Here is a 24,696-nt window from a genome sequence, read left to right as displayed (position 1 = left end):
GACTACTTCCCGTTTTGACCGTTTTGACCGTCGTACTTCTCGTACGCATCGACGATACGGCCGACGAGCTTGTGCCGGACGACATCCTGACTTGTGAGCCGGGAGAAGTGGACGTCCTCGACGCCGTCCAGGATTTCCTGGACCTGGCGCAGTCCGCTTTTCGTGCCGTTCGGCAGGTCGACCTGGGTGACGTCACCGGTGACGACGATCTTCGAGTCGAAGCCGAGTCGGGTCAGGAACATCTTCATCTGCTCGGCGCTGGTGTTCTGCGCCTCGTCGAGGATGATGAACGCGTCGTTGAGCGTCCTGCCGCGCATGTACGCCAGCGGCGCGACCTCGATCGTGCCCGCCGCCATCAGCCGCGGGATCGAGTCGGGGTCGAGCATGTCGTGCAGCGCGTCGTACAGCGGCCGCAGATACGGGTCGATCTTCTCGTACAGCGTGCCGGGCAGGAAGCCGAGCCGCTCGCCCGCCTCCACCGCGGGACGGGTCAGGATGATGCGGTTGACCTGCTTGGACTGCAGGGCCTGGACCGCCTTGGCCATGGCGAGATACGTCTTGCCGGTACCGGCGGGGCCGATGCCGAACACGACCGTGTGCTTGTCGATCGCGTCGACGTACCGCTTCTGGTTGAGGGTCTTGGGGCGGATGGTCCGGCCGCGGCTGGAGAGGATGTTCTGGGTGAGCACCTCGGCCGGTGTCTCGACCTCGCCATTGCCGCTCTCACTGGCTCTGAGCATGGCGATCGAGCGTTCCACTGCGTCCTCCGTCATCGGCTGCCCGGTGCGGAGCACGAGCATCATCTCGTCGAACAGGCGCTGGATCAGAGCGACTTCCGCCGCATCACCGACCGCGCTGACCTGATTGCCCCGGACATGGATGTCGGCCGCCGGGAAGGCCTTCTCGATCACGCGCAGCAGGGCGTCACCCGAACCAAGGACCGTCACCATCGGATGCTTGGCGGGGACGGTGAAGTGGGCTCGCGCCTGCCCCTGCGCTGGGGTCTGGGCTGTGGGTGTCTGAGTCATGGGCCGGCTCTGTGGCCTGCACATACCTCCCGTTGCAGGGTTCTCGCTGCTCGACAACCTCTGGGACACCAAGCCTACGACCTGGCACTGACAAGACCGAGGGCTTTTACGGCGGGGTGCCGCGCGAACCGCGCCGCGGCTCAGGCCGAACGGCCGAAACCGATGGTCGGCACGGCCCTGCGCAGCGGCCAGGGCCTGGTCGGGGCGGGCAGCAGCGCCTCGAGGAAGGCGTATCGGCGCAGGGCCGCGGGGTCCTGGTCGTCGCAGCCCTGGACGTACTGCCACCAGGCCGCGATCTCGGACCAGCCGGGCGCGGAGAGCGATCCGCCGAACTCCTGCACCGACAGGGCGGCGGTCAGCCCGGCGAAGGCGAGGCGGTCGGCGAGCGGCCAGCCGGCCAGGGTGCCGGTGACGAACCCGGCCACGAAGACGTCCCCGGCGCCGGTCGGGTCGAGCGCCTCCACCGCGATCGCCGGGACCTGGGCACTCTCTCCGGTCGCGCCGTCCACGGCGTACGCGCCGTCCGCGCCGAGGGTGACGACGGCGAGGCGCACCCGGTCGGTGAGGGCATGGGCGGCGGCGCGCGGGCAGTCGGTGCGGGTGTAGCGCATCGCCTCCTCGGCGTTGGGCAGGAAGGCCTCGCAGTGCTCCAGATCGGCCAGGTCGGCCGGGGCCCAGCGGCCGGACTCGTCCCATCCGACATCGGCGAAGACCCGGGTGCCCTTGCGCGCGGCCTGGGCGATCCACTCGTCCCGCCCGGGGGTCAGCGAGGCGATGGCGGCGCGGGCGGGCGGTGGGCAGTCGGGCGCGGACTCGGCCGGCGGGGCCTCGTGGCCGTGCGAGACCATGGTGCGCTCGCCCTCGTACGCCATGGAGACGGTGACGGGCGAGTGCCAGCCGGGGACGGTGCGGGAGAGGGAGAGGTCGATGCCTTCGCCCTGTTCGAGGGCGTCCCAGCAGTACTCGCCGTAGTGATCGTCCCCGAAGGCGGCGGCGAGCGAGGTCCGCAGCCCGAGCCGGGCGAGCGCGGTGGCCATATTGGCGACGCCGCCGGGGCTGGACCCCATGCCACGGGCCCAGGACTCGGTGCCGCGGACGGGGGCGGAGTCGAGGCCGGTGAAGATGATGTCGAGGAAGACGCTGCCGGTGAGGTAGACGTCACAGCCGGGGTCGGCCGGGGTCCGCAGCGCCGCAAGCGGGTCGAGGCAGGCGGCAGTGTGGTCCAGTTGCTCTCCGTGTCGAGTGGTCACCGTGCCGCTCCCGGTACGTGGTTCAGATCAGGCCAGTCTGCCTGATGGTCGCCGGGCGGGGCCGAAAATGCAGCCCCGTGGGGGCCCCGGACGAAGTCTGGGGGATTGCGGCGCGGGGTCCGTGGCGGAGCCCCGGCGGTTACCAGCGGGGGACCCGCGGCGCGACCCAGCCCGGCTCGGCGACCCGCATCGCCGCGGCGTCGTCGCGGTCACGCATCGTGCCGTCGTCGTCGAGCCAGCGCCGGTGGAGGCGGGCCAGCCGCCCGCGGTCGAGTTCGACGCCGAGGCCCGGAAGATCGGAGACAGCCAGCCGGCCGTCCTTGAATTCGAGGCGCTCGGTGATGACGTCCTCGGTCTGCCAGGGGTAGTGGCTGTCGCAGGCGTAGTCGAGGTTGGGGACGACCGCGGCGACGTGGGTCATCGCGGCGAGGCTGATGCCCAGGTGGGTGTTGGAGTGCATGGACAGGCCGACGCCGAAGGTCCGGCAGATCGCGGCCAGTTCACGGGTGTTGCGCAGCCCGCCCCAATAGTGGTGGTCGGAGAGGACGACCTGCACGGCACCCCGGGTGAAGGCCTCCGGTATCTCGGCGAAGGTCGTCACGCACATGTTCGTGGCCAGCGGCACGTCCGTCCCCGCCGCGACTTCCGCCATCCGGGCCGTCGTGGACGCCGGGTCCTCCAGATACTCCAGTACGTCGGCCAGCTCCTCCGCGACCCGCAGTGAAGTCTCCACCGACCACGCGCCGTTGGGGTCCAGCCGCAGCGGCTGCCCCGGGAACGCCTCCGCCAGCGCGCGGACCGCCGCGATGTCCTCCTCCGGCTCGAAGACACCGCCCTTGAGCTTGAAGGAGGCGAAGCCGTAGTCGCGGGCGAAGCGCCTGGCCTGGGTCACGATGCCCGCCGGGTCGACCGCCGCGCCCCAGTCGTCGGGCTCCCCCGCCCCGCCAGGGTGTCCGGCCCAGCGGTAGAAGAGATACGCGCTGTAGTCGACGGCGTCGCGCACCTTGCCGCCGAGCAGCGCGTGCACGGGCAGCCCGAGTGCTTTGCCGAGCGCGTCGAGGCAGGCGACCTCGAAGCCGGAGACGACCGAGAGCCGCAGCTTGTCCGCCGTCTGCACGCCACGCAGCCCCCCGACGTCGACGGCGTCCGCGCCGGTCGCCTCGGGCGAGTCGCCGCACACCAGGGCCGCGAGCCGGTGCAGCCCGTTCACATCGCTGACCTGGCAGCCGGGCAGCGCGTCCGCCAACGGGGCCGCCAGATCAAGGTACTTGGTGTCGCCGTAGGTCTCGCCGACGCCGGTGACGCCGCCCGCCGTGACCACCTCGACGATGAGGCGGGGGGTGTACGGCTGGTGCATGCCCTGCGTGTTGAGCAGCGGCGGGTCGGCGACGAGGATCGGGGTGAGCCGCACATCGGTGATCGTCAGGTCCTGCGCCGGCTCCATACTGTCTCCCTATGCAGACGACGTACACGTATGAGAATAGAGACTAGATACGCGAACAGAGGCCGTCAATGCGCAGGGTTGCGCGCACCCTCAGCCGGGTGGGCCGACGGCTGCCCGCGCATGCGGGTGCGCTTGGCAAGGCGCTGCTCGCCGAGCGGCCGGACGATCAACTCCCGCTGCCGGAGGGTGAGTTGGAGCGCCTCACGCGCGGCTGACGGAGGAGCATGAGCGGGGGGCGTGGCGGTGATGCGGACGTAGCCGGGGCTCCGCCCCGGGCCCCCGCGCCTCAATCGCCGGCGAGGCTGATTTTCGGGGCTCCGCCCCGGACCCCGCTCCTCAAGCTCCCCCAAACTTCGTCCGGGGGGACCCCCAAGGGGCTCCATTGGAGCCCGTCCGGCGATTGAGGACACTCCCCCTACGCCCTGCGGGCGTAGGGGGACCCCCAGAAGGGCGTACCGGGGTCTGGGGGCTTGCCCCCTGTTCGGGAAGGGGCGGGGTGGGGGCTGTATCCGAATTTGCGGCTCCGCCGCGTGGGCCCGCCGCAGGCGCACCGCACCGCCTCCGCCTACTCCGCGCCGCCGAACTCGTACGCCTCGACCTCCGCGATCAACCGCCCCCTCCGCTCCTCGTCGTCCTCCAGGAACGACGCCACAAACGAATTGCGCGCCAGCTCACGCAGCTGCTCGTCGCCCAGCCCCAGCGCCTCGTGCACCGCGTGGAACGTGTCCCCTACGTAGCCGCCGAAGTACGCGGGGTCGTCCGAGTTGACCGTGCACAGCAGCCCCGCGTCCATCATCCGCGCCAGCGGGTGCTGTTCCAGCGTGTCGACGACCCGCAGCCGTACGTTCGACAGCGGGCACAGCGTCAGCGGAATCCGCTCCCGTGCGAGCCGCTCGACCAGCTCCGGGTCCTCCATGCAGCGCAGACCGTGGTCGATGCGCTCCACACCGAGGACGTCCAGGGCCTCACGGATGTACGCCGGCGGGCCTTCCTCGCCCGCGTGGGCGACCTTGCGCAGGCCGAGCACGGCAGCCGCCTCGTACACCTCGCGGAATTTCGACGGCGGGTGCCCGACTTCCGCCGAGTCCAGGCCGACCCCGGCAATCCGGTGCAGATACGGCTTCGCGGCCTGGAGCGTCTCCATCGCCGACTCGGCGGACTCGTCCCGCAGGAAGCACATGATCAGCCGGGTCGAGATGCCGTGGCGCTCCTCGCTGCGGTCGAGCGCGCGGGCCAGGCCCTCGATCACCGTGGCGAGCGGGACGCCGCGGGAGGTGTGCGCCTGCGGGTCGAAGAAGATCTCCGCGTGGCGTACGCCCTGAGCCGCGGCGCGCGCCAGATAGGCGTCGGTGAGCTCGGCGAAGTCGTCCTCGGAGCGCAGGACGGCCATCAGGCTGTAGTAGACGTCGAGGAAGGACTGCAGATCCTCGAAGAGGTAGGCGCGGCGCAGCTCTTCGGTGTCCTTGTACGGCAGATCGACGCTGTTGCGCGCGGCCAGCGCGAAGGCGAGCTCGGGTTCGAGGGTGCCTTCGATGTGGAGGTGCAGTTCGGCCTTGGGGAGGGGCACGGCGGTCTCGTCTCGGTTACGGGTGACGTTTGGGGAAGGGGACACGCAACAGGTCGTGAGCGACGGTCAGTTCCCCCTCGAAACCGGCCGCCCGCGCCTGCCGCTCGAATTCCCCGGGTTCGTTGTACCGCTGCGAGAAGTGCGTCAGGACCAGATGCCGTACGCCCGCGTCACGAGCCGCCCGGGCCGCCTGCCCGGCGGTCAAGTGGCCGTGGTCCTCGGCGAGATGCTCGTCCCCGTCAAGGAAGGTCGACTCGATGACGAGCATGTCGCAGCCGTCCGCGAGCGCGTGCACGCCGTCGCAGAGCCGGGTGTCCATGACGAATGCGAAGCGCTGCCCTCGCCGGAACTCGCTGACCGCGTTCAACGGGACGCCGCCCACCTCGCCCTCGCGCTGGAGCCGGCCGACGTCCGGGCCCTTGATGCCGTACGCGGCGAGCTTCTCGGGCAGCATCCGGCGGCCGACCGGCTCGACGATGCGGTAGCCGTACGACTCGACGGGGTGCGAGAGTCTGCGGGCCTCGACGGTGTACGACGCGGACTCGGCCAGGACGCCGTCGGCGGCGACCGGGGACGCGATCAGCTCGACCGTCTCGCGGTAGGCAGTCGCGTACCGCAGCCGGTCGAAGAAGCGCTGGCCGCTGGCCGGATAGTGCGCGGACACCTCGTGCGGGACCCGGTCGAGGTTGATCCGCTGGATCACCCCGGCGAGGCCGAGTGAGTGGTCGCCGTGGAAGTGCGTGACGCAGATCCGGTTGATGTCGTGCGCGGCGACCCCGGCACGCAGCATCTGGCGCTGGGTGCCCTCACCGGGGTCGAAGAGGATGCCCTCGCCGTCCCAGCGCAGGAGGTAGCCGTTGTGGTTGCGGTGCCGCGTCGGGACCTGGCTGGCGGTCCCGAGCACGACGAGTTCACGTACGGACAAGGTGAGTCGGCTCCGTTATCCGGGGGGCCACTCGAGGCCTCGGCCGCCCAGCAGGTGGGCGTGGGCGTGGAAGACGGTCTGCCCCGCGCCGGTACCGGTGTTGAAGACGATCCGGTACCCGGCGCCGTCGACCTTCTCCTCCGCCGCGACCTCACCGGCCTCCCGCAGCAGGTCGGCGACGAGCTGCGGCTCGGCGGCGGCGAGGGTGGCGGCGTCCCGGTAGTGCGCCCTGGGGATGACCAGGACGTGGGTGGGGGCCTGGGGGTTGATGTCGCGGAAGGCGACGACGGTCTCGGTCTCCCGGACGACTGTGGCCGGCACCTCCCCCGCGACGATCTTGCAGAACAGGCAGTCAGCCTGCGGTTCTCCCGCCATGCCGGGGTCCTCCTCGAGTGAGTCCACTACGACCCGCATCGTATCGAGTGATCGGGTTCGTGATGCTGTGGGACGGCGACCCGCACTCCCCTACGGCAGCTCCGGAGGCGACTTCGCCGGGTTCTCCGTCAGCACCGCCAGCGCCATCCGGACCGCCTCGTCCAGTTGCGGATCACGGCCCGACGCGTGGTCCTGGGGAGACATCACCACCTCCACGTCCGGGTCCACGCCATGGTTCTCCACGCCCCAGCCGTACCCCTCGAGCCAGAACGCGTACTTGGGCTGCGTCACCAGCGTCCCGTCCACCAGCGAGTACCGGCTGTCGATGCCCACCACGCCGCCCCAGGTCCGCGTGCCCACCACCGGGCCGATGCCCAGCGCCTTGATCGCCGCGTTGACGATGTCACCGTCCGAGCCGGAGAACTCGTTCGCCACCGCGACGACCGGGCCCCGCGGCGCGTCCTGGGGGTAGCTGAAGGGCTGCATCCCGCGCGGCAGGTCCCAGCCCACGATCCGGCGCGCCAGCTTCTCCACGACGAGCTGGGACGTATGCCCGCCGCGGTTCTCCCGTACGTCCACGACCAGCCCCTCGCGCGCCACCTCGACCCGCAGGTCCCGGTGGATCTGTGCCCAGCCCGGCGCCTGCATGTCGGGGACGTGCAGATAGCCCAGCCGGCCGCCGGACTTCTCATGGACGTACGCACGCCGGCCTGACACCCACGCGTGGTAGCGCAGCGGCTCCTCGTCGGCGAGGGGGACGACGACCGCGTGCCGCGGATCGCCGCCGCCCGCCGGGGAGATGGTCAGTTCGACGGGCTTGCCCGCCGCGCCGACCAACAGCGGCCCCGGCCCGGCGACGGGGTCCACCGGGCGGCCGTCCACCGCGAGGATCGCGTCGCCCGCGCGCACCGCGACGCCCGGTGCGGCGAGGGGCGAGTGGGCCTTCGGGTCGGACGTCTCGGACGGCAGGATGCGGTCGATGCGCCACGCGCCGTCCGCCGCCCGGGAGATGTCCGCGCCCAGCAGCCCCTGCCGCGTCGAGCTGTTCCCGTACCCGCCGCGCGGCGTGACGTACGCGTGCGAAGTGCCGAGCTCGCCCTGTACCTCCCACAGAAGGTCCATCAGATCGTCGTGGGTGGCCACGCGCTTCAGCACCGGGCGGTAGCGGTCGAGTACGCCGTCCCAGTCGACGCCGCCGAGGTCCGCGCGCCAGAAGTTGTCGCGCATCAGCCGGCCGGCCTCGTCGTACATCTGCCGCCATTCGGCGGCCGGGTCGACACTGCCGCGTACGCGCGAGAGGTCGACGGTGATGTTGGTGTCGCTGTCCTCGTCGCGCGAGGCCCTGCGGTCGCTCGGCACCACCTTGAGCTTGCCGTCGGTGTACAGCAGCACCCGCTTTCCGTCGCCGCTGACCTGGAAGCCCGCAGCGTCCGAGGAGAGTTCCTCGATCTGCTGCTGGACCAGGTCGTACCGCTCCAGCGCGGTCTTGGGCCCCGGGTCGTCGGGCGTGGCGCGGGTCGTGCCGAGGACGCCGCGCAGCGGGTGGTGCAGCCACAGCAGCCCGTCCTTGGCGGCGCGCAGCGTGGAGTAGCGGGCGGCCTCGACGGGGAACGGCACTATCCGGTCGGCGAGTCCCTCGAGGTCGATACGGGTCACCGGGACGCCGCTCTCCTCGCCGTCCTGCTGCCGCTGGTCCTTGTCCGCCTCGAAGGCCCGCCCGTGGCGCTGCGGTCCGAACGGCGACGGCGTCGTGGCCGCGAGCGTGATCAGGTGCGGGCGGCAGCCGCCGACGAACGCGAGGTCGAAGACATGCGTGTCGTAGACCGGGTCGAAGGCGCGCTCGGAGAGGAACGCGAGGTGCTTGCCGTCGAGCGTGAATGCGGGCTGGAAGTCGCAGAAGCGCAGCGGGGTCGCCTCGGACACCGACAGATCGGCGGTGTTGGCGAGCTTGAGCTGGCGCAGCGGATCGTGCCCCGGGTGCGACCAGGCGAGCCAGCCGGAGTCCGGCGAGAAGGCCAGGCCGGTGGCCTCGCCGTGCTCGCTGCGGTCGACCTCGCGGACCTCGCCCGACTCGCGTTCGACGAGCAGTACGCGGCCGTCGTGCGAGGCGACGGCGGCGCGGCTGCCGTCGGGGGCGACGGCCAGGCTCAGGACCCGGCCGAGCCGTCCCGCGCCGAGCCTGCGCGGCGTCGCGCCGGGCGCCTTGCCGGTGGCCGGCGCGAATTCGAGGGCGTCGTCACCCTCGGCGTCGGTGACCCAGACGACGTGCTCCTCACCGTCGACCCGGAAGGTGCGAGGCAGCCTCGCCCGCACGCCGGGCTCCACGGCGAGCGCCCGCGCGGGTCCTTCCCGGTGGGTGACCCAGTGGACGCCGCCGCGGATCTCCACCGCGCTGCCGCGGCCCGTGTGGTCGGGCGTGGCGGTGCCCAGGTTGTAGTCGGCCTTGACGGGGCGGGGCCGCAGATCGGTGCGCTGGCCGCCGAGCCGGATGTCGAGCCGGCGGGGCTCGGCGCCGTCGAGGTCGTCGAGGAGCCACAGCTGACCGGCCGAGGCGTAGGCGACCCGGGTGCCGTCGGTGGCGGCGTGGCGGGCGTAAAAGCCGTCAACTCCGGTGTGCCGCCGCAGATCGGACCCGTCGGCCAGGGACGAGTACACCGCCCCCACGCCTTCGTGGTCGGAGAGGAAGGCGATCCGGTCCCCCGCCCACAGCGGGTACTCGATGTTCCCGTCGAGCTCCTCATGCAGGCGTACGAACTCCCCGTCGCCCGCCCGGTCGATCCACAACTTGCCCGCCGTACCGCCCCGGTAGCGCTTCCAGGCGGCGGCCTCGCGCCCCATGGTGGCGGAGAGCAGCACTGTGTGCGGACCGTACGCCACATCGCCCACGGGCCCGTACGGCAGGACGGTCGCGGGCCCGCCGTCGAGCGGCACCGCCCGCGCCCAGCTGCGGCGCAGCGAGGCCTGGCCGTACGTACTGATCGCGAGGACCTCGCCGTCCGGGGTCCAGCCGCGGACGGACGTCCTTCCGCTGCCCCAGTACGTAAGCCGGTCCGCGGGCCCGCCGTCGATGGGCGCAAGGTGCACCTCGGGCGCGCCGGCCAGCTGCGACGACCATGCGATGTGCGTGCCGTCGGGCGAGATCCTGGGGTGGTTCACCGGAACGTTGTCGGCGCTGACGCGCCAGGCCCGGCCGCCGTCGAGCGGGGCGACCCAGACGTCGTCCTCTGCGGTGAAGGCGATCAACTCGCCGTGGACATGCGGATACCGGAGGTAGGCAGGGTGCGTCACACCGTCACCCTAGGCAGGCAGTCGCCGCCTGGTCACGGCTTTCGGATCACTTGCGCGGCGGATCGGGCGTCGCGGTGACGGTCACGGTCACGGTCACGGTGGCACCCGGGGCCCCGCTCGGCGAGTGGCTGGGCGGACGGTTGGGGGAACGGGTGGGCGAACGGGTCGGCGCGCCGGAGCAGTTGCCGAGCACGGTGGCCTGGAAGACGACCTTGCGGTCGACCTTCGCGATCAGATCGCCGCGTACACACCTCCCCGAACGCTCCTCCGTCACCTTGCCCTTGAGCGTGATGTCCTGTTCCGAGTTGGTCTCGCCCTGGCAGTCGACGGTGGCGCCGCGCGACGGGGAGGGCGACTTGGTCGCTCCGGTACCGGCTTTGCCGCCATTGATCGTCGCCGTACAGCTGAGCCAGCGCACATCGAAGCCGAGGCGTTCGAGTGTGCTGGTCCCCGTCTTGTCGGTGGTGATCGCGACGGCGACGGAACTCAGTCCGCCGGTCGTCGGCTCACAGGCCGCGACACCCACAACTGCCGCGCCGGCAGTGCCGATTGCGGCGAGGGTTCGCGGGTAGCGTATTCGTCTCATGGCCCTCATGAGGGGCAGGCTCCCACTGCGGCCCCGGCTGCGGTAGACCGCTTGCCGCCATGCACCGACACGGTTCGGGCGGGCCCGAACCCGGGGCTCCGCCCCAGATCCCGCGCCTCAAGCGCCGGCGAGGCTGATTTCCGGGGCTCCGCCACGGACCCCGCTCCTCAATCGCCGGAGAGGCTTGATTTCGCGTCCGGGACCGCGCCTCAAATCCCCCAGACTTCGTCCGGGGGGACCCCCACGAGGCTTGAATTTCGCCCGGCGGACTTGAAGTTCCGCCGGTCGACCATCGTCAGGCCGACCGGCGGAAATCAAGCCCGTCCGGCGATTGAGGACAACGCCCGAAGGGCGTACCGGGGGTCTGGGGGCTTGCCCCCAGTTCGGGAAGGGGAGGGTAGGGGCTGTATCCGATTTTGCGGCTCCGCCGCGTGGCCCCGCCGCAGACGCAGCGTCAGGACCAGCGGCCCGTACGGCCCAGCAGCAGCGCCGTCGCCGCCGTACCCGCCGTCGACGTGCGCAGCACACTGCGGCCCAGCCGGTACGGCTTCGCACCCGCGTCCGCGAACGCCGTCAACTCCTCCGGCGACACGCCCCCTTCGGGCCCCACCACCAGCACGATCGACCCCTCCGTCGGCAGCGCCGCGGTGGCCAGCGGTTCGGCCCCCTCCTCGTGCAACACCGCCGCGAAATCGGCTTTGGCGAGAAGTGCCGCAACCTGCTTGGTCGTTGCGGCGTCCGCGACCTCCGGGAAGCGGAGCCTGCGTGACTGCTTGCCCGCCTCGCGAGCCGTCGCCCGCCACTTGGCGAGCGCCTTGGCGCCCCGCTCGCCCTTCCACTGTGTGATGCAGCGCGCGGCCGCCCACGGCACGACCCCGTCGACGCCGGTCTCCGTCATGGTCTCGACGGCGAGTTCGCCGCGGTCGCCCTTGGGGAGGGCCTGGACGACGGTGATACGGGGCGTCGGCTCGGGCTCCGTAGGGAATTCGAACGGCTCGACGATCAGCCGGTCCTTGCCCTCGGTCCGCAGGACGACGCCCGCCGCACCGCGTCCGCGGCCGTCCGTGAGCACGATGTCCTCGCCGGACTGCAGTCTGCGTACGGAGACGGCGTGCCGCCCCTCGGGCCCGTCCAGGGTCAGGACCGCACCCGGCCCCACGCCCTCCAGGGAGTCGACGACGAATACGGGCGCGGTCATCAGGAACGGCCCAGGGCCAGCGCCGCGCGCGCGGAGTCCAGTTCGGCGACGAGGACGTCGACAAGCCGGCCTGCGGGCAGGTCGCGCGCCATCTTGTGGCCCTGCCCGGCCCAGAGCGCCATGCCCTGGGGGTCGCCCGCCTTGGCGGCGGCCTTGCGCAGAGGGCTCGTCAGATGGTGCACCTGGGGGTAGGCGGCGGGGGCGTACGGGCCGTGCTCGCGCATGAAGCGGTTGACGAGACCGCGGGCGGGCCGCCCGGAGAAGGCGCGGGTGAGTTCGGTGCGTACGAACAGCGGGTTGGTCATGGCCTGCTTGTGCAGCGCGTTCGCGCCGGACTCGGGGCAGACCAGGAACGCCGTCCCGAGCTGCGCCGCGCCCGCGCCGGCCGCGAGCACGCCGGCGATCTGACCGCCGCGCATCAGGCCGCCCGCGGCGATGACAGGCAGCTGCACGGACTCGCGGACCAGCGCGACGAGCGAGAGCAGCCCGATGCCGGAGCCGTCGGTCGCCGGGTCGTCCCGGTGGGTGCCCTGGTGTCCGCCGGCCTCGACGCCCTGCACACACACGGCATCCGCCCCGGCCCACTGCGCGGCCTGCGCCTCTTCGGGCGTGGTGACGGTGACGACGGTGAAGGTCCCGGCCTTGGCGAAGGAGTCGAGCACATCGCGGGTCGGACAGCCGAAGGTGAAGGAGACAACGGGAACCGGATCGTCGAGGAGGATGGCGAGCTTGGCCTCGTACCCGTCGTCCCGCCCCGAGTCGGGGTCGCCGAGCGGTGTCTCGTACCAGGCGGCCTCACCGGCGAGCTGATGCCGGTAGACCTCGACGGCGGCGGGGTCGGCGGTGTTGGGCTGCGGCATGAAGAGATTGACGCCGAAGGGCTGCCCGGTGAGCCCGCGGACCTGTTTGACCTCCTGGTACATGCCGTCCGCGGTCTTGTACCCGGCAGCCAGGAACCCGAGCCCACCGGCTTCGGACACGGCGGCGGCGAGCTGCGGACAGGATGCGCCGCCCGCCATGGGGGCCTGCACGATCGGATAACGGCAAAGATCGGCCAGTGCGGAGGACATGCAGGCATGGTGCCATGTCACTCCCGCACCACCGAATCCGGCGTTCTGTTCGTTAACCGGGGGCTGGCCCCCAGGCACCCGTACGCCCTTCGAGGACAGCTTGGGGCCCGCCCGCGAAACCCACCACCGACAGCAACCACCAACGCCCCCTGGCCCACGGCGACCGCGAACCCGGTTGACTCCCACCAACCCCCCTGGCCAACGGCAACCGCGAACCCGGTGACTCCGCTTACCGGCCGTTGAACGCGTCCTTCAGGCGGGAGAACAGGCCCTGCTGGCCCGGCTGGAACTGGCCCGTCGGCCGCTCCTCCCCGCGCAGCTTCGCCAGGTCCCGCAGCAGCCGCTCCTGATCCGCGTCCAGCTTCGACGGGGTCATCACCTCGACGTGCACGATCAGGTCGCCGCGGCCCCCGCCCCGCAGGTGTGTGATGCCGCGCCCGTGCAACGGGATCGACTGCCCCGACTGCGTACCCGGGCGGATGTCGACGTCCTCCACGCCGTCCAGCGTCTCCAGCGGGCACTTCGTGCCCAGCGCCGCCGCCGTCATCGGGATGGTCACCGTGCAGTGCAGATCGTCGCCGCGCCGCTGGAAGACCGCGTGCGGCAGCTCGTGGATCTCGACGTACAGATCACCCGCGGGGCCGCCGCCGGGGCCGACCTCGCCCTCACCGGCGAGCTGGATGCGCGTGCCGTTGTCGACGCCGGCCGGGATCTTCACGGTCAGCGTGCGACGGGACCGGATACGGCCGTCGCCGGCGCACTCCGGGCACGGCGTCGGCACGACCGTGCCGAAGCCCTGGCACTGCGGGCACGGCCGCGACGTCATGACCTGGCCCAGGAAGGACCGCGTCACCTGCGAGACCTCACCGCGGCCGCGGCACATGTCGCAGGTCTGCGCCGAGGTGCCCGGCGCCGCGCCCTCACCCGAGCACGTCGTGCAGACGACCGCCGTGTCGACCTGGATGTCCTTGGTCGTACCGAAGGCCGCCTCGTTGAGGTCGATCTCCAGCCGGATCATCGCGTCCTGGCCGCGCCGCGTACGCGACCTCGGCCCGCGCTGCGACGCCGTACCGAAGAACGCGTCCATGATGTCCGAGAAGTTCCCGAAGCCACCGGCTCCGAAGCCGCCCGCGCCTCCGCCGCCCGCCTGCGAAAGCGGGTCTCCGCCGAGGTCGTAGACCTGCTTCTTCTGCGGGTCCGACAGCACCTCGTAGGCGGCGTTGATCTCCTTGAAGCGCTCCTGCGTCTTCGGGTCCGGATTCACATCCGGGTGGAGTTCGCGCGCAAGGCGGCGGAAGGCCTTCTTGATCTCGTCCTGTGATGCGTCGCGGCGCACGCCGAGTACGGCGTAGTAGTCCGTGGCCACTTACGACTCCGCCAGGATCTGTCCGACGTAACGTGCCACTGCGCGTACCGCTCCCATCGTTCCGGGGTAGTCCATGCGGGTCGGTCCGACCACGCCGAGTTTGGCAACTGCCTCGTCGCCCGAACCGTAGCCGACCGCGACCACGGACGTGGAGTTGAGGCCCTCATGGGCGTTCTCATGACCGATCCGTACGGTCATGCCCATACCGCCCGATTCCTTGGCCTCGCCGAGCAGCTTGAGGAGCACCACATGCTCCTCGAGCGCCTCCAGCACCGGCCTGATCGTCAGCGGGAAATCGTGCCCGAAGCGCGTCAGATTGGCGGTGCCGCCGATCACCAGACGCTCCTCGGTCTCCTCGACCAGGGTTTCGAGCAGGGTCGAGAGCACCGTGGAGACGGTCCCGCGGTCCTCCGCCTCGAAGGAATCGGGAAGATCCTGCACCAGCTGCGGCACATCCGCGAAGCGGCGCCCGACGACCCGGCTGTTGAGCCGGGCCCGCAGGTCCGCGAGCGAGGTGTCACCGAACGGCGCGGGGCAGTCGATCATGCGCTGCTCGACCCGTCCGGTGTCCGTGATCAGCACCAGCATCAGCCGGGCGGGCGCGAGGGAGAGGAGCTCCACGTGCCGGACGGTGGACCGGGTCAGCGAGGGGTACTGGACGACGGCGACCTGCCGGGTCAGCTGCGCCAGCAGCCGTACCGTACGGCCCACTACGTCGTCGAGGTCGACGGCTCCGTCCAGGAAGTTCTGGATGGCGCGGCGCTCGGGCGACGACAGCGGCTTGACGCCCGCCAGCTTGTCGACGAAGAGCCGGTAGCCCTTGTCCGTCGGGATGCGTCCGGCGCTGGTGTGCGGCTGGGCGATGAACCCTTCCTCCTCCAGCACCGCCATGTCGTTGCGGACAGTGGCCGGCGAGACGCCGAGCTTATGACGCTCGGTGAGCGCCTTGGAGCCGACGGGCTCCTCGGTGCCGACATAGTCCTGGACGATGGCGCGCAGCACCTCGAGTCTGCGTTCACTGAGCACCGCGCACACCTCCAGCTGTGGTCCCTGGCGACTGCTTGGCACTCGATGCATACGAGTGCCAGCCTTTCACCGTGCCAGTGTACGGCCGTGGGGTACGCCCCTAGCAAGGGCGGCCGACCACGCTACCGTGCGACATCCCTGGTCGTTGCCGATAGCGTCCCGGTATGGACGTCAGTTGGGAAGAGTTCGGCTGGGAGCGGCTGGCCGACGGGGTGGGCCGCCGACGGATGCCGGTCTGGGACGCGACTGTGGGTCTGATCGCCGGTGACAGCGGTGTCCTCATGTACGACACGGGCTCCACGCTCCGCGAGGGCGCCGAGCTCCGCACCCAGGCGCAGGCGCTGCTGGGCGGCCGCCGGGTGACGCATATCGCACTGAGCCACCCCCACTTCGACCATGTGCTGGGGACGGCGGCGTTCGCGGGGGCGCAGGTGTACGGCGCGGTCGGTGTGGCCGATCTGATGAAGCGGGAGCGCGACGAGATCCTGGGCTCGGCGGTACGCCACGGGGTAGCCGTCGACGACGCGGCCCAGGCGGTCGACGTGCTGGTGGTGCCGCACCACATGGTGAGCGGGGAGTGGACGCTGGAGCTGGGCGGCCGCCAGGTGCTGCTGGCGAATGTGGGCCCAGGACATTCGGGCCACGATCTGGCCGTCCTGGTGCCGGGCAGCCCGGAGGTGGTGTTCTGCGGCGACCTGGTGGAGGAGTCGGGCGAACCCCAGGCGGGCCCGGACGCGATCCCGTCCCGCTGGCCGGCTGCACTGGACCGGCTGCTGTCCCTGGGCGGCGAGGACGCGGTGTACGTGCCGGGGCACGGGGCAGTGGTCGACGCGGCGTTCGTACGCGTCCAACGCGACGTGCTGGCGGCGCGGTTCGGGGTGTCGTAGCGTCTGGCGAATGCGCAGCTACAGCCCCGATCTGACGCCACCTTGGAAGAAGCAGCAGCCGGCTCCCGAGGTCCCCGCCGACCCGGACCTGGTCGTGGAGGAGGTCGGCACGGGCTTCTGCGGCGCGGTGATCCGCTGCGAGGCGGGGACTGTGACCCTGGAGGACCGCTTCGGCAAACACCGGGTGTTCCCGCTGGCCCCGCGGGGCTTCCTGCTGGAAGGCCGCGTCGTCACCCTGGTCCGCCCGACGTCGCCGTCCGCGGCCCGCCCGGTCCGTACGGCCTCGGGCTCCCTCGCGGTCCCCGGCGCCCGCGCGCGGGTCGCGCGCGCCGGGCGCATCTACGTGGAGGGCCGCCACGACGCCGAGCTCGTCGAGAAGGTGTGGGGTGACGATCTGCGGATCGAGGGGGTGGTGGTGGAGTACCTGGAGGGCATCGACGACCTCCCCGCGATCGTCACGGCCTTCGCCCCGGGCCCGGACGCGCGCCTCGGGGTACTGGTGGACCACCTGGTCCCGGGCTCGAAGGAGTCCCGCATCGCGTCCGAGATCTCCAGCGACCACGCCCTGGTGGTGGGCCACCCGTACATCGACGTGTGGGAGGCGGTGAAGCCGTCCTCGGTGGGCATCCGCGCCTGGCCGACGGTCCCGCGCGGCGAGGACTGGAAGACGGGCGTCTGCCGCGCTCTGGGCTGGCCGGAGAACACGGGGGCCGCGTGGCAGCGGATCCTGTCGGGGGTGAGGTCGTACAAGGACCTGGAGCCGGAGCTGCTGGGGCGGGTGGAGGAGCTGATCGACTTCGTGACGGCGCCGGGGGTGTGAGCGGGGGTCTCTCCCCACCCCGCCGCTTCCCGCAACCGGGGCTCCGCCCCAGACCCCGCGCCTCAAACGCCGGCGAGGCTTGTTTCGGGGCTCCGCCCCGGACCCCGCTCCTCAAACGCCGGCGAGGCTGGAAAACCAGCCCGTCCGGCGTTTGAGGACACTCCCCCTACGCCCGGAGGGCGTGGAGGGACCCCCAGAAGGGCGTACGGGGGTCTGGGGGCTCCCCAGTTACGGGAAGGGGCGGGTAGGGGAACAGCCCCGCAGGCGCACAGCCCCCGTCAGTCCACCAGGTCCCGCACCACCGCGTCCGCCAGCAGCCGCCCCCGCAGTGTGAGCACCGCACGCCCCTCGGCGTACGGCCCCGGCTCCAGCAGGCCGTCCGACAGCGCCCGGGCCGCCGCCGCCAGGCCGTCCGCGTGCAGCAGGTCCAGCGGGCAGCCCTCGCTCAGGCGGAGTTCCAGCAGGACGCGCTCCACCCGGCGGTCCTCCGGGGAGAGCAGTTCGCGCCCGGCACCCGGCGAGCGGGAGTCGGCAAGCGCCGCCGCGTACGCGCCCGGGTGCTTCACGTTCCACCAGCGCACCCCGCCCACGTGGCTGTGCGCGCCGGGGCCGGCGCCCCACCAGTCCGCGCCGCGCCAGTACAGCTCGTTGTGCAGGCACCGGCCGGCCTCGGAGGTCGCCCAGTTGGAGACCTCGTACCAGTCGAAGCCCGCCTCCCGCAGCACCGAGTCCGCGATCAGATACCGGTCCGCGTGGACGTCGTCGTCGGTCATGGGCACCTCGCCCCGGCGGATGCGGCGCGCCAGCTGCGTGCCCTCCTCCACGATCAGCGCGTACGCCGAGACGTGGTCGGGCCCGGCCGCCACCGCCGCCGCCAGGGACGCGCGCCAGTCGTCGTCGCTCTCCCCCGGCGTGCCGTAGATCAGGTCGAGGTTCACATGGTCGAAGCCCGCCTCCCGCGCCTCCGCGACGCACGCCTCCGGGCGGCCCGGCGTATGCGTACGGTCCAGCACCTTCAGTACGTGCTGCCGCGCGCTCTGCATCCCGAAGGAGATCCGGTTGAAGCCCCCGGCGCGCAGCTGGGCGAGATACTCCGGATCCACCGACTCCGGGTTCGCCTCGGTGGTGATCTCCGCGTCGTCCGCGAGCCCGAACTCGTCCCGTACGGCATCCAGCATCCGTACGAGATCTCCCGCGGCCAGCAGCGTCGGCGTACCGCCCCCGACGAACACCGTCCGCACCTGCCGCGGGTCGTCGCCCAGCACCTTGCGGGCCAGCCTGATCTCCTCCGCCACCATCTCGGCGTAGTTGTCGCGGGAGGCCAGCACGCCGCCCGAGCCGCGCAGCTCGGTCGCCGTGTAGGTGTTGAAGTCGCAGTAGCCGCAGCGCGTGGCGCAGTACGGCACATGCAGGTAAAAGGCGAGCGGCCGGTCCGCGGCGCCCTGGAGCGCGGACGCGGGCAGCGCCCCGTCCTCGGGCATGGGCTCACCATCGGGCAGTACGGAAGGCATGCCCCCCATTGTCCGTCACCGTGACCGTGACCCCGAACGGCTACTGCGCCTGGAGCACCAGAAGCGCCAGATCGTCCCCCGGCGGCGTCTCCGCGAACTCGTACACCGCCTGTCTGATCCGCTCCGCGACCCCCTGCGCGGTGAGCCCCGCGCACCCGGCGAGCACCCGCTCGAGCCCGTCGCCGTCGTCGAACATCCGCGGCCCGGAACGCCGCTCGGTCACCCCGTCCGTGACGCACAGCAGCGTGTCGCCGGGCTCCAGGTCGAAGGTCTGGCTCCGGTACGCCACGTCGTCGACGACCCCGAGCAGCACCTGCGGCTCCGCCGCCGTACGCACCCGGCCGTCGGGACGCAGCAGCAGCGGCAGCGGATGACCCGCGCTCGCGAGGGTGCACCGCACGCCGCCCTGCGGCGAGCGCACCAGCTCGCCGTAGAGCATGGACAGGAAGCGCGCCTGCGGCCCATCGGGCACGCCCTGCCCGCCCGCCGCCGCGACCATCAGGGCGGCCGCCTCCGCCGCCTCCATCGCGTCGTCGAGCAGCAGCCCGTTCAGCCGGTCGAGCACCTCGCCCACCTGGTATCCCTCGCGGGCGAGCAGCCGCAGCCACGGCCGGGCGAGGCCGGTGACGACGGCGGCCTCGGGACCGCTGCCCTGGACGTCGCCGAGCATGAAGCACCAGCGGCCGCCGGAGCCGACCGGAAAGATGTCGTAGAAGTCGCCGCCCGCGACGCCGTCGTCACTCGGCTCGTAGACAAGGAACCGGTCGACGCCCGGGATCTCGCCGACCTTGCCGGGCAGCAGCCCGCGCTGGAGGACCTTGCTGATGGTGGCCTGCCGGGTGTACTGCCGGGCCGCGCTGATCGCCAGGGCGACCCGCCGCGCGAAGTCCTCGATCAGTGCGGTCACTTCGTCGGGTACGCGCGCCAGGCCCTGGCGTGCCACGAGCAGCGTGCCCAGGCCGCGTCCGCCCGCGACGAGGCGGTAGGCGACGGCTGTGCCCTCGCCCGCGCCCGGCTCGCCGTCGCGGGGCCAGGGGATCGGCACAGGACCGTTCCTTTGGGTCTCGGGCAGCAGCGGCGGCTCCTTTTCCAGGGCCTCGCGCAGCATCTCCATACGGGACTCGTCGCTGTGCCAGACCCGGGCGAGCCGCGGCGCCGCCCCCGCCGGGCCGCCCGTCCCCCAGCCCGAGCGCCCGGCTTCGCCGTCCAGCCAGATCGCGCACCAGTCGGCCAGCCGCGGCACCAGCAGCTGCCCGGCGAGCGCCGCGACCATGTCCTCGTCGAGCTGCCCGGCGAGCAGGTCGGAGGCTTCGGCGAGGAAGGAGAGCGCCCCGCGGCTCACCCAGTCCTGGTCCTCGCGGACGGTGCGCCGCGGGGCTGGGGCGAGGATCTCGGCGGCGCGCAGCCCGCGCTGCAGGGCGGGTTCGGCGCCGGGCAGCGGGCAGGTGTCCCAGCCGTCGACGGGGAGCCGGGCCCAGACGGTCTTGAGGGCGGCGAGGTAGGTGATGCCCCAGCGCTCGGCGAGCGCGCCGACGAGGTGGAGGCCGCGGCCGTACTCGGGGGTGCCTGTGTGGTCCGCGTCGTGCGTTTCGTTCTGTACGGCCCTTGCGGGGTGGTGGTCGGAGACCTCGATCACCAGCGCGGCGGGTTCGCTTTCGGCCGACTCCTCGAGGCGGCAGAGGAGTTCGACGGTGGTGCCCGCGTGTACGACGGCGTTGGTGACGAGTTCGTTGACGATCAGCACGGCGTCGTCCGCGAGCCGGTCCGTACTGTGCTTTCCCGGTGGGCAGCCCGCGGGCCCTGCGCTGCCCCGGCAGAAGGCGCAGGTGGCGAGCAGCCCGAGGTTGGTCCAGTCGGCGAGGGCGGCGCGCACGAAACGGCGCGCGGCGGACGGCGCGAGCGGGTTGCCGGGCAGGCTGGTGCGGGAAATCGACCGTGCGTCGTCCCGGAGTGGGTACAACGCGGTTGAGCGCTGGCCGGTGTCGCGCTGCATCGGAATGGGCCCCACAGTGCGGCTCCTGGTCGGTTCTGGCAATGCGCCGCTTATGACACCGACAGAGTGACAGACTGAGCCTGCCCATAAGCGTCGAGTCACCGAAGTGGGCGGATATGAACAAAGATATTGCGTTGTCTCCCGCCCAGCCGGGCTCCCGGCCGCCTGCCCAGCCGCCCGCGGACGGCGCCTGGATCCGTGTCTCGGAGCTCCGCCCGCTGCTGGCCGCGATGACGGCATTACGGGACGGCGACTTCCGGATACGGGTGGCGGAAACCCATGAAGGCATGTCCGCGGAACTGGCCGCGATGTTCAACCAGATCGCCGTGCGTAACAAGCACTTCGCGGACGAACTGACACGCGTAGGCCGAGAGGTGGTTCGGCACGGCAGACTGGACGACCGGCTGGCGGCCAGCCCCGGCCAGGGCGCCTGGACCACCGATGTGAACAGTACGAACGCACTGCTCGACGCCTTGGTCGTGCCCGCGGCGAACGCCGCCCGGGTGCTGGACGCGGTTGCGGGCGGCGATCTGACCCAGCGGGTCGATCTGCACGACGGCAACCGTCAGTTACGCGGCGATCTGCGCCGGCTGGGCCGCGCCGTCAACAAAATGGTCGACCAGCTCTCGCTCTTCACGAGTGAGGTGACGCGAGTCGCGCGCGAGGCGGGCACCCAGGGGCGGCTCGGTGGCCGGGCCAAGGTGCAGGGTCTGTCCGGGAGTTGGCGGGATGTGACAGAAGCCGTCAATACGATGGCGTCCAGGCTGACGGCCCAGGTGCGGGACATCGCGGCGGTGACCACGGCCGTCGCGCGCGGCGATCTGACCCGCACGGTCACGGTCGAGGCGACCGGCGAGCTCCTTGAGCTGAAGCTCACCGTGAACACGATGGTGGACCAGCTCTCGGCCTTCGCCGACGAGGTGACAAGGGTCGCCCGCGAAGTCGGCACGGAAGGCCAGTTGGGCGGCCGCGCTCAGGTCCGCGGCGTGTCCGGCGTCTGGAAGGACCTCACGGACAACGTCAACTTCATGGCGTCCAACCTGACGTCCCAAGTCCGCAATATCGCGCAGGTCACCACGGCCGTGGCCAACGGCGACCTGTCGCAGAAGATCACGGTCGACGCGCAGGGTGAGATCCTCGAACTCAAGTCGACCATCAACACCATGGTCGACCAGCTCTCCGCCTTCGCCGACGAGGTGACAAGGGTCGCCCGCGAAGTCGGCACGGAAGGCAACCTCGGCGGCCGCGCCCAGGTCCGCGGCGTGTCCGGCGTCTGGAAGGACCTGACCGAGAACGTCAACTTCATGGCCGACAACCTGACCTCGCAGGTCCGGAACATCGCGCTCGTGTCGACGGCAGTCGCCCAGGGCGACCTCGGCAAGAAGATCACGGTCGAGGCGAAGGGCGAGATCCTCGAACTCAAGTCGACCATCAACACCATGGTCGACCAGCTCTCCGCCTTCGCCGACGAGGTGACAAGGGTCGCCCGCGAAGTCGGCACGGAAGGCAACCTCGGCGGCCAGGCCCAGGTCCGCGGCGTGTCCGGCGTCTGGAAGGACCTCACGGACAACGTCAACTTCATGGCGTCCAACCTGACGTCCCAGGTGCGGAACATCGCCCAGGTCACCACCGCCGTCGCCAACGGCGATCTCTCCAAGAAGATCACCGTCGACGCCCGCGGCGAGATCCTGGAGCTGAAGGACACCGTCAACACGATGGTGGAGCAGCTGAGCGCCTTCGCCGACGAGGTGACAAGGGTCGCCCGCGAGGTCGGCACGGACGGCCGGCTCGGCGGCCGCGCCCAGGTCCTCGGCGTCACGGGCCTGTGGAAGGACCTCACCGACAACGTCAACTACATGGCCGACAACCTCACTTCCCAGGTGCGGAACATCGCCCAGGTGGCGACGGCCGTGGCCCAGGGCGACCTCTCCAAGAAGATCGACGTTGACGCCCGAGGCGAGATCCTGGAGCTCAAGACCACCATCAACACCATGGTGGACACGCTCTCCTCCTTCTCCTCCGAGGTCACCCGGGTGGCCCGCGAGGTGGGCTCGGAGGGGCAGCTGGGCGGCCAGGCACGCGTCGAGGGCGTGTACGGCACCTGGAAGCGGCTCACCACCAATGTGAACGAGCTCGCGCTCAACCTCACCACCCAGGTCCGCGCCATCGCCGAGGTCGCGTCCGCCGTCGCTCAGGGCGACATGTCCCGCTCCATCACCGTGGAGACGCGCGGTGAGGTCTCCGAGCTCAAGGACAACATCAATCTGATGGTGTCCAACCTCCGTGAGACCACCCGCGCGAAGGACTGGCTGGAGTCCAACCTGGCGCGTCTGGCCGGTCTGATGCAGGGTCACCGCGATCTGATGGAAGTCGCCGACCTGATCCTTCGCGAGCTGACCCCGCTGGTGAACGCGCAGTACGGTGCCTTCTTCCTGGCCGACCCCGACCAGAACGGCACTCCGTCCCGTACGACGTCCACCACCAAAGGACTGGCCTTCATCGCCGGTTACGGCTCGGCGCAGTCCTCCACCGTCGACACCACCGGCATGCCGGGCCACGGCCTGGTCCGGCAGGCCGCCCTGGAGAAGAAGCGGATCCTCCTCGAGGAGGCCCCGCCCGACTACATCAAGATCAACTCAGGGCTCGGTGAGGCGTCCCCCGCCAGCGTCGTCATCATCCCGATCCTCTTCGAGGACCAGCTGCTGGGCGTCATCGAGCTGGCGTCCTTCTCCCGCTTCTCCGACGTCCACCTGGCCTTCTTCGACCAGTTCGTCAACACCATCGGCGTCGCGATCAACACCATCATCGCCAACTCCCGTACGGAGTCGCTGCTCGGCGAGTCCCAGCGGCTCGCGGTCCAGCTCCAGGAGCGCTCCGACGAGCTCCAGCGCCAGCAGGCGGAACTCCAGCGCTCGAACGCGGAGCTGGAGGAGAAGGCGGCTCTGCTCGCGACCTCCTCGCAGTACAAGTCGGAGTTCCTGGCGAACATGTCGCACGAGCTGCGCACTCCGCTGAACTCCCTGCTCATCCTGGCCCGGCTGCTCTCCGACAACCCGGACGGCCATCTGTCCGACCAGGAAGTGCAGTTCGCCACCACGATCCACCGCTCGGGCTCCGATCTTCTCCAGCTGATCAACGACATCCTGGACCTGTCGAAGATCGAAGCCGGCCGGATGGACGTACGCCCGAAGAAGCTGCCGCTGATGAAGGTGCTCGACTACGTGCACGCCACCTTCCGCCCGATCACACTGGACCGGGGGCTGGCCTTCGAGGTCGGCGTCGGCGAGGGCGTGCCGCGCGAGATGTACTCCGACGAGCAGCGGCTCCAGCAGATCCTGCGCAATCTGCTGTCCAACGCAATAAAGTTCACCTCCTCCGGCCGCGTCGAACTGAGCGTGAACAGGGTCAAGGACCCTGACAACAAGCTGCTCAAAGGCACGGACGACCTGGTCGCGTTCGCCGTCACCGACACCGGCATCGGCATCGCCCCGGAGAAACTCCCGGTGATCTTCGAAGCATTCCAGCAGGCCGACGGCACCACCAACCGCAAGTACGGCGGCACGGGCCTCGGCCTGTCCATCAGCCGGGAGATCGCCGGGCTCCTCGGCGGCCGCATCATCGCGGAGAGCGAGCCGGGCCGCGGCTCCACATTCACGCTGTACGTGCCCGTCCTCTACCCCGGCCAGGTGGGCGGCGACAACGACGGCTCGTACGACGGCCATGTTCTGCACGGCGTCCATGACATCCACGGCATCCACGACGTGCCGCTGACCTCGCCGGAGCGGCACCACGCCGAACACCTTCCCCGCCAGGACGTGGACGACGGCTGGCCGACGACCACCAAGCTGGAGGAGTGGAAGTGGGGCCGTGCGGGCCGCATCCTGTCGGGCCGTCGCGTCCTCATCGTCGACGACGACATCCGCAATGTCTTCGCGCTCACCCATGTGCTGGGCAGGGTGGGCATGCCCGTGCTCTATGCGGAGAACGGCCGTGAGGGCATCGAGACGCTGGAGCGCAACCCCGACGTCGAACTGGTCCTGATGGACATCATGATGCCCGAGATGGACGGGTACGAGACGATCGAGGCGATCCGGCGCAGCCCGCTCTGGACGGCCCTGCCGATTGTCGCCCTCACGGCCAAGGCGATGCCCGGGGACCGCGAGAAGTCGATCGCGCAGGGCGCCAATGAGTATGTGCCGAAACCCGTCGACGTGGACCGTCTGCTGACGGTCGTCTGCGCCCTCCTCGACCCCGAGGGCGGGCCGGCCGAACCGGGCGGCCAGGCGTCGGCAGATCCACCCGCAATACCGGGACAGCCAAACGGCGATGCGGAGCCGGCTGTCCCGCCGACCATCACGTGAG

General features: G+C 71.1%; 17 protein-coding genes and 1 pseudogene. 4 read left to right on the top strand and 14 right to left on the bottom strand.

Annotation, left to right across the window (positions count from 1 at the left end):
- Window positions 1–2 precede the first annotated feature (2 nt).
- From QFZ67_RS26695 to QFZ67_RS26685, 3 genes are all read right to left on the bottom strand, one after another.
- Window positions 3–1,028, bottom strand: a complete 1,026-nt coding sequence (locus QFZ67_RS26695) for a PhoH family protein (RefSeq protein WP_307663598.1) — start codon at window positions 1,026–1,028, stop codon at window positions 3–5.
- A 140-nt stretch (window positions 1,029–1,168) separates the two neighbouring features.
- Window positions 1,169–2,278 carry a carbohydrate kinase family protein gene (locus QFZ67_RS26690; RefSeq protein ID WP_307663597.1) on the bottom strand — a complete coding sequence of 370 codons (1,110 nt, stop codon included), beginning with the start codon at window positions 2,276–2,278 and terminating at the stop codon, window positions 1,169–1,171.
- Window positions 2,279–2,417: 139 nt separating this feature from the next.
- Window positions 2,418–3,722, bottom strand: coding sequence for a glucarate dehydratase family protein (locus QFZ67_RS26685; RefSeq protein WP_307663596.1), 1,305 nt, complete (start codon window positions 3,720–3,722; stop codon window positions 2,418–2,420).
- An 83-nt stretch (window positions 3,723–3,805) separates the two neighbouring features.
- Between QFZ67_RS26685 and QFZ67_RS26680 the strand changes: the two are divergent.
- A pseudogene (locus QFZ67_RS26680) lies at window positions 3,806–3,928 on the top strand (IclR family transcriptional regulator C-terminal domain-containing protein); the annotation flags it as partial.
- A 359-nt stretch (window positions 3,929–4,287) separates the two neighbouring features.
- Here QFZ67_RS26680 and QFZ67_RS26675 read toward each other — a convergent pair.
- From QFZ67_RS26675 to hrcA, 9 genes are all read right to left on the bottom strand, one after another.
- On the bottom strand, window positions 4,288–5,289 hold the full coding sequence (locus QFZ67_RS26675; protein WP_307665980.1) for an adenosine deaminase: 1,002 nt from the start codon (window positions 5,287–5,289) through the stop codon (window positions 4,288–4,290).
- Window positions 5,290–5,305: 16 nt separating this feature from the next.
- Window positions 5,306–6,214 carry a ribonuclease Z gene (locus QFZ67_RS26670; protein WP_307663595.1) on the bottom strand — a complete coding sequence of 303 codons (909 nt, stop codon included), beginning with the start codon at window positions 6,212–6,214 and terminating at the stop codon, window positions 5,306–5,308.
- Window positions 6,215–6,229: 15 nt separating this feature from the next.
- Complete coding sequence (locus QFZ67_RS26665; protein ID WP_307665979.1) at window positions 6,230–6,589, bottom strand: histidine triad nucleotide-binding protein; 360 nt, start codon at window positions 6,587–6,589, stop codon at window positions 6,230–6,232.
- A 90-nt stretch (window positions 6,590–6,679) separates the two neighbouring features.
- Entirely contained in the window at window positions 6,680–9,877 is a 3,198-nt protein-coding gene (locus QFZ67_RS26660) for a S41 family peptidase (RefSeq protein WP_307663594.1), read from the bottom strand.
- Between the two features lie 46 nt (window positions 9,878–9,923).
- A complete protein-coding gene (locus tag QFZ67_RS26655; RefSeq protein WP_307663593.1) occupies window positions 9,924–10,463 on the bottom strand; it encodes a hypothetical protein in 540 nt (179 codons plus the stop codon).
- 454 nt (window positions 10,464–10,917) lie between these two features.
- Entirely contained in the window at window positions 10,918–11,661 is a 744-nt protein-coding gene (locus tag QFZ67_RS26650; RefSeq protein WP_307663592.1) for a 16S rRNA (uracil(1498)-N(3))-methyltransferase, read from the bottom strand.
- On the bottom strand, window positions 11,661–12,731 hold the full coding sequence (locus tag QFZ67_RS26645) for a nitronate monooxygenase (RefSeq protein ID WP_307663591.1): 1,071 nt from the start codon (window positions 12,729–12,731) through the stop codon (window positions 11,661–11,663). Before QFZ67_RS26645 ends, QFZ67_RS26650 begins: the two co-directional genes overlap by 1 nt.
- 229 nt (window positions 12,732–12,960) lie before the next feature.
- Window positions 12,961–14,097 (bottom strand): molecular chaperone DnaJ, encoded by a 1,137-nt coding sequence (gene dnaJ, locus QFZ67_RS26640; RefSeq protein ID WP_307663590.1) that lies wholly within the window; start codon window positions 14,095–14,097, stop codon window positions 12,961–12,963.
- The gene (hrcA, locus tag QFZ67_RS26635) at window positions 14,098–15,123 is read right to left on the bottom strand and encodes a heat-inducible transcriptional repressor HrcA (RefSeq protein ID WP_307663589.1); all 1,026 of its coding nucleotides are present in this window, start codon (window positions 15,121–15,123) and stop codon (window positions 14,098–14,100) included. It abuts the gene before it with no gap.
- 164 nt (window positions 15,124–15,287) lie between these two features.
- On the opposite strand from hrcA, the gene QFZ67_RS26630 reads away from it, so the two are divergent.
- The gene (locus QFZ67_RS26630; RefSeq protein WP_307663588.1) at window positions 15,288–16,010 is read left to right on the top strand and encodes an MBL fold metallo-hydrolase; all 723 of its coding nucleotides are present in this window, start codon (window positions 15,288–15,290) and stop codon (window positions 16,008–16,010) included.
- A gap of 10 nt (window positions 16,011–16,020) precedes the next feature.
- A complete protein-coding gene (locus QFZ67_RS26625; protein ID WP_307663587.1) occupies window positions 16,021–16,830 on the top strand; it encodes a DUF3097 domain-containing protein in 810 nt (269 codons plus the stop codon).
- 278 nt (window positions 16,831–17,108) lie between these two features.
- Here QFZ67_RS26625 and hemW read toward each other — a convergent pair whose 3' ends face one another.
- Both hemW and QFZ67_RS26615 read right to left on the bottom strand, forming a co-directional pair.
- The gene (hemW, locus tag QFZ67_RS26620; protein ID WP_307663586.1) at window positions 17,109–18,341 is read right to left on the bottom strand and encodes a radical SAM family heme chaperone HemW; all 1,233 of its coding nucleotides are present in this window, start codon (window positions 18,339–18,341) and stop codon (window positions 17,109–17,111) included.
- 40 nt (window positions 18,342–18,381) lie between these two features.
- Window positions 18,382–20,334: an ATP-binding SpoIIE family protein phosphatase gene (locus QFZ67_RS26615; RefSeq protein WP_307665978.1), complete on the bottom strand. Its 1,953-nt coding sequence runs from the start codon at window positions 20,332–20,334 to the stop codon at window positions 18,382–18,384.
- A gap of 230 nt (window positions 20,335–20,564) precedes the next feature.
- Between QFZ67_RS26615 and QFZ67_RS26610 the strand changes: the two genes are divergently transcribed.
- Entirely contained in the window at window positions 20,565–24,695 is a 4,131-nt protein-coding gene (locus QFZ67_RS26610) for a HAMP domain-containing protein (RefSeq protein WP_307665977.1), read from the top strand.
- Window position 24,696: the final 1 nt, after the last annotated feature.

This window comes from Streptomyces sp. V1I1, assembly GCF_030817355.1.
GTDB lineage: Bacteria > Actinomycetota > Actinomycetes > Streptomycetales > Streptomycetaceae > Streptomyces.
Note: the sequence above shows the minus strand (reverse complement) of the source record. Positions and strands in the feature narration are given on the sequence as shown.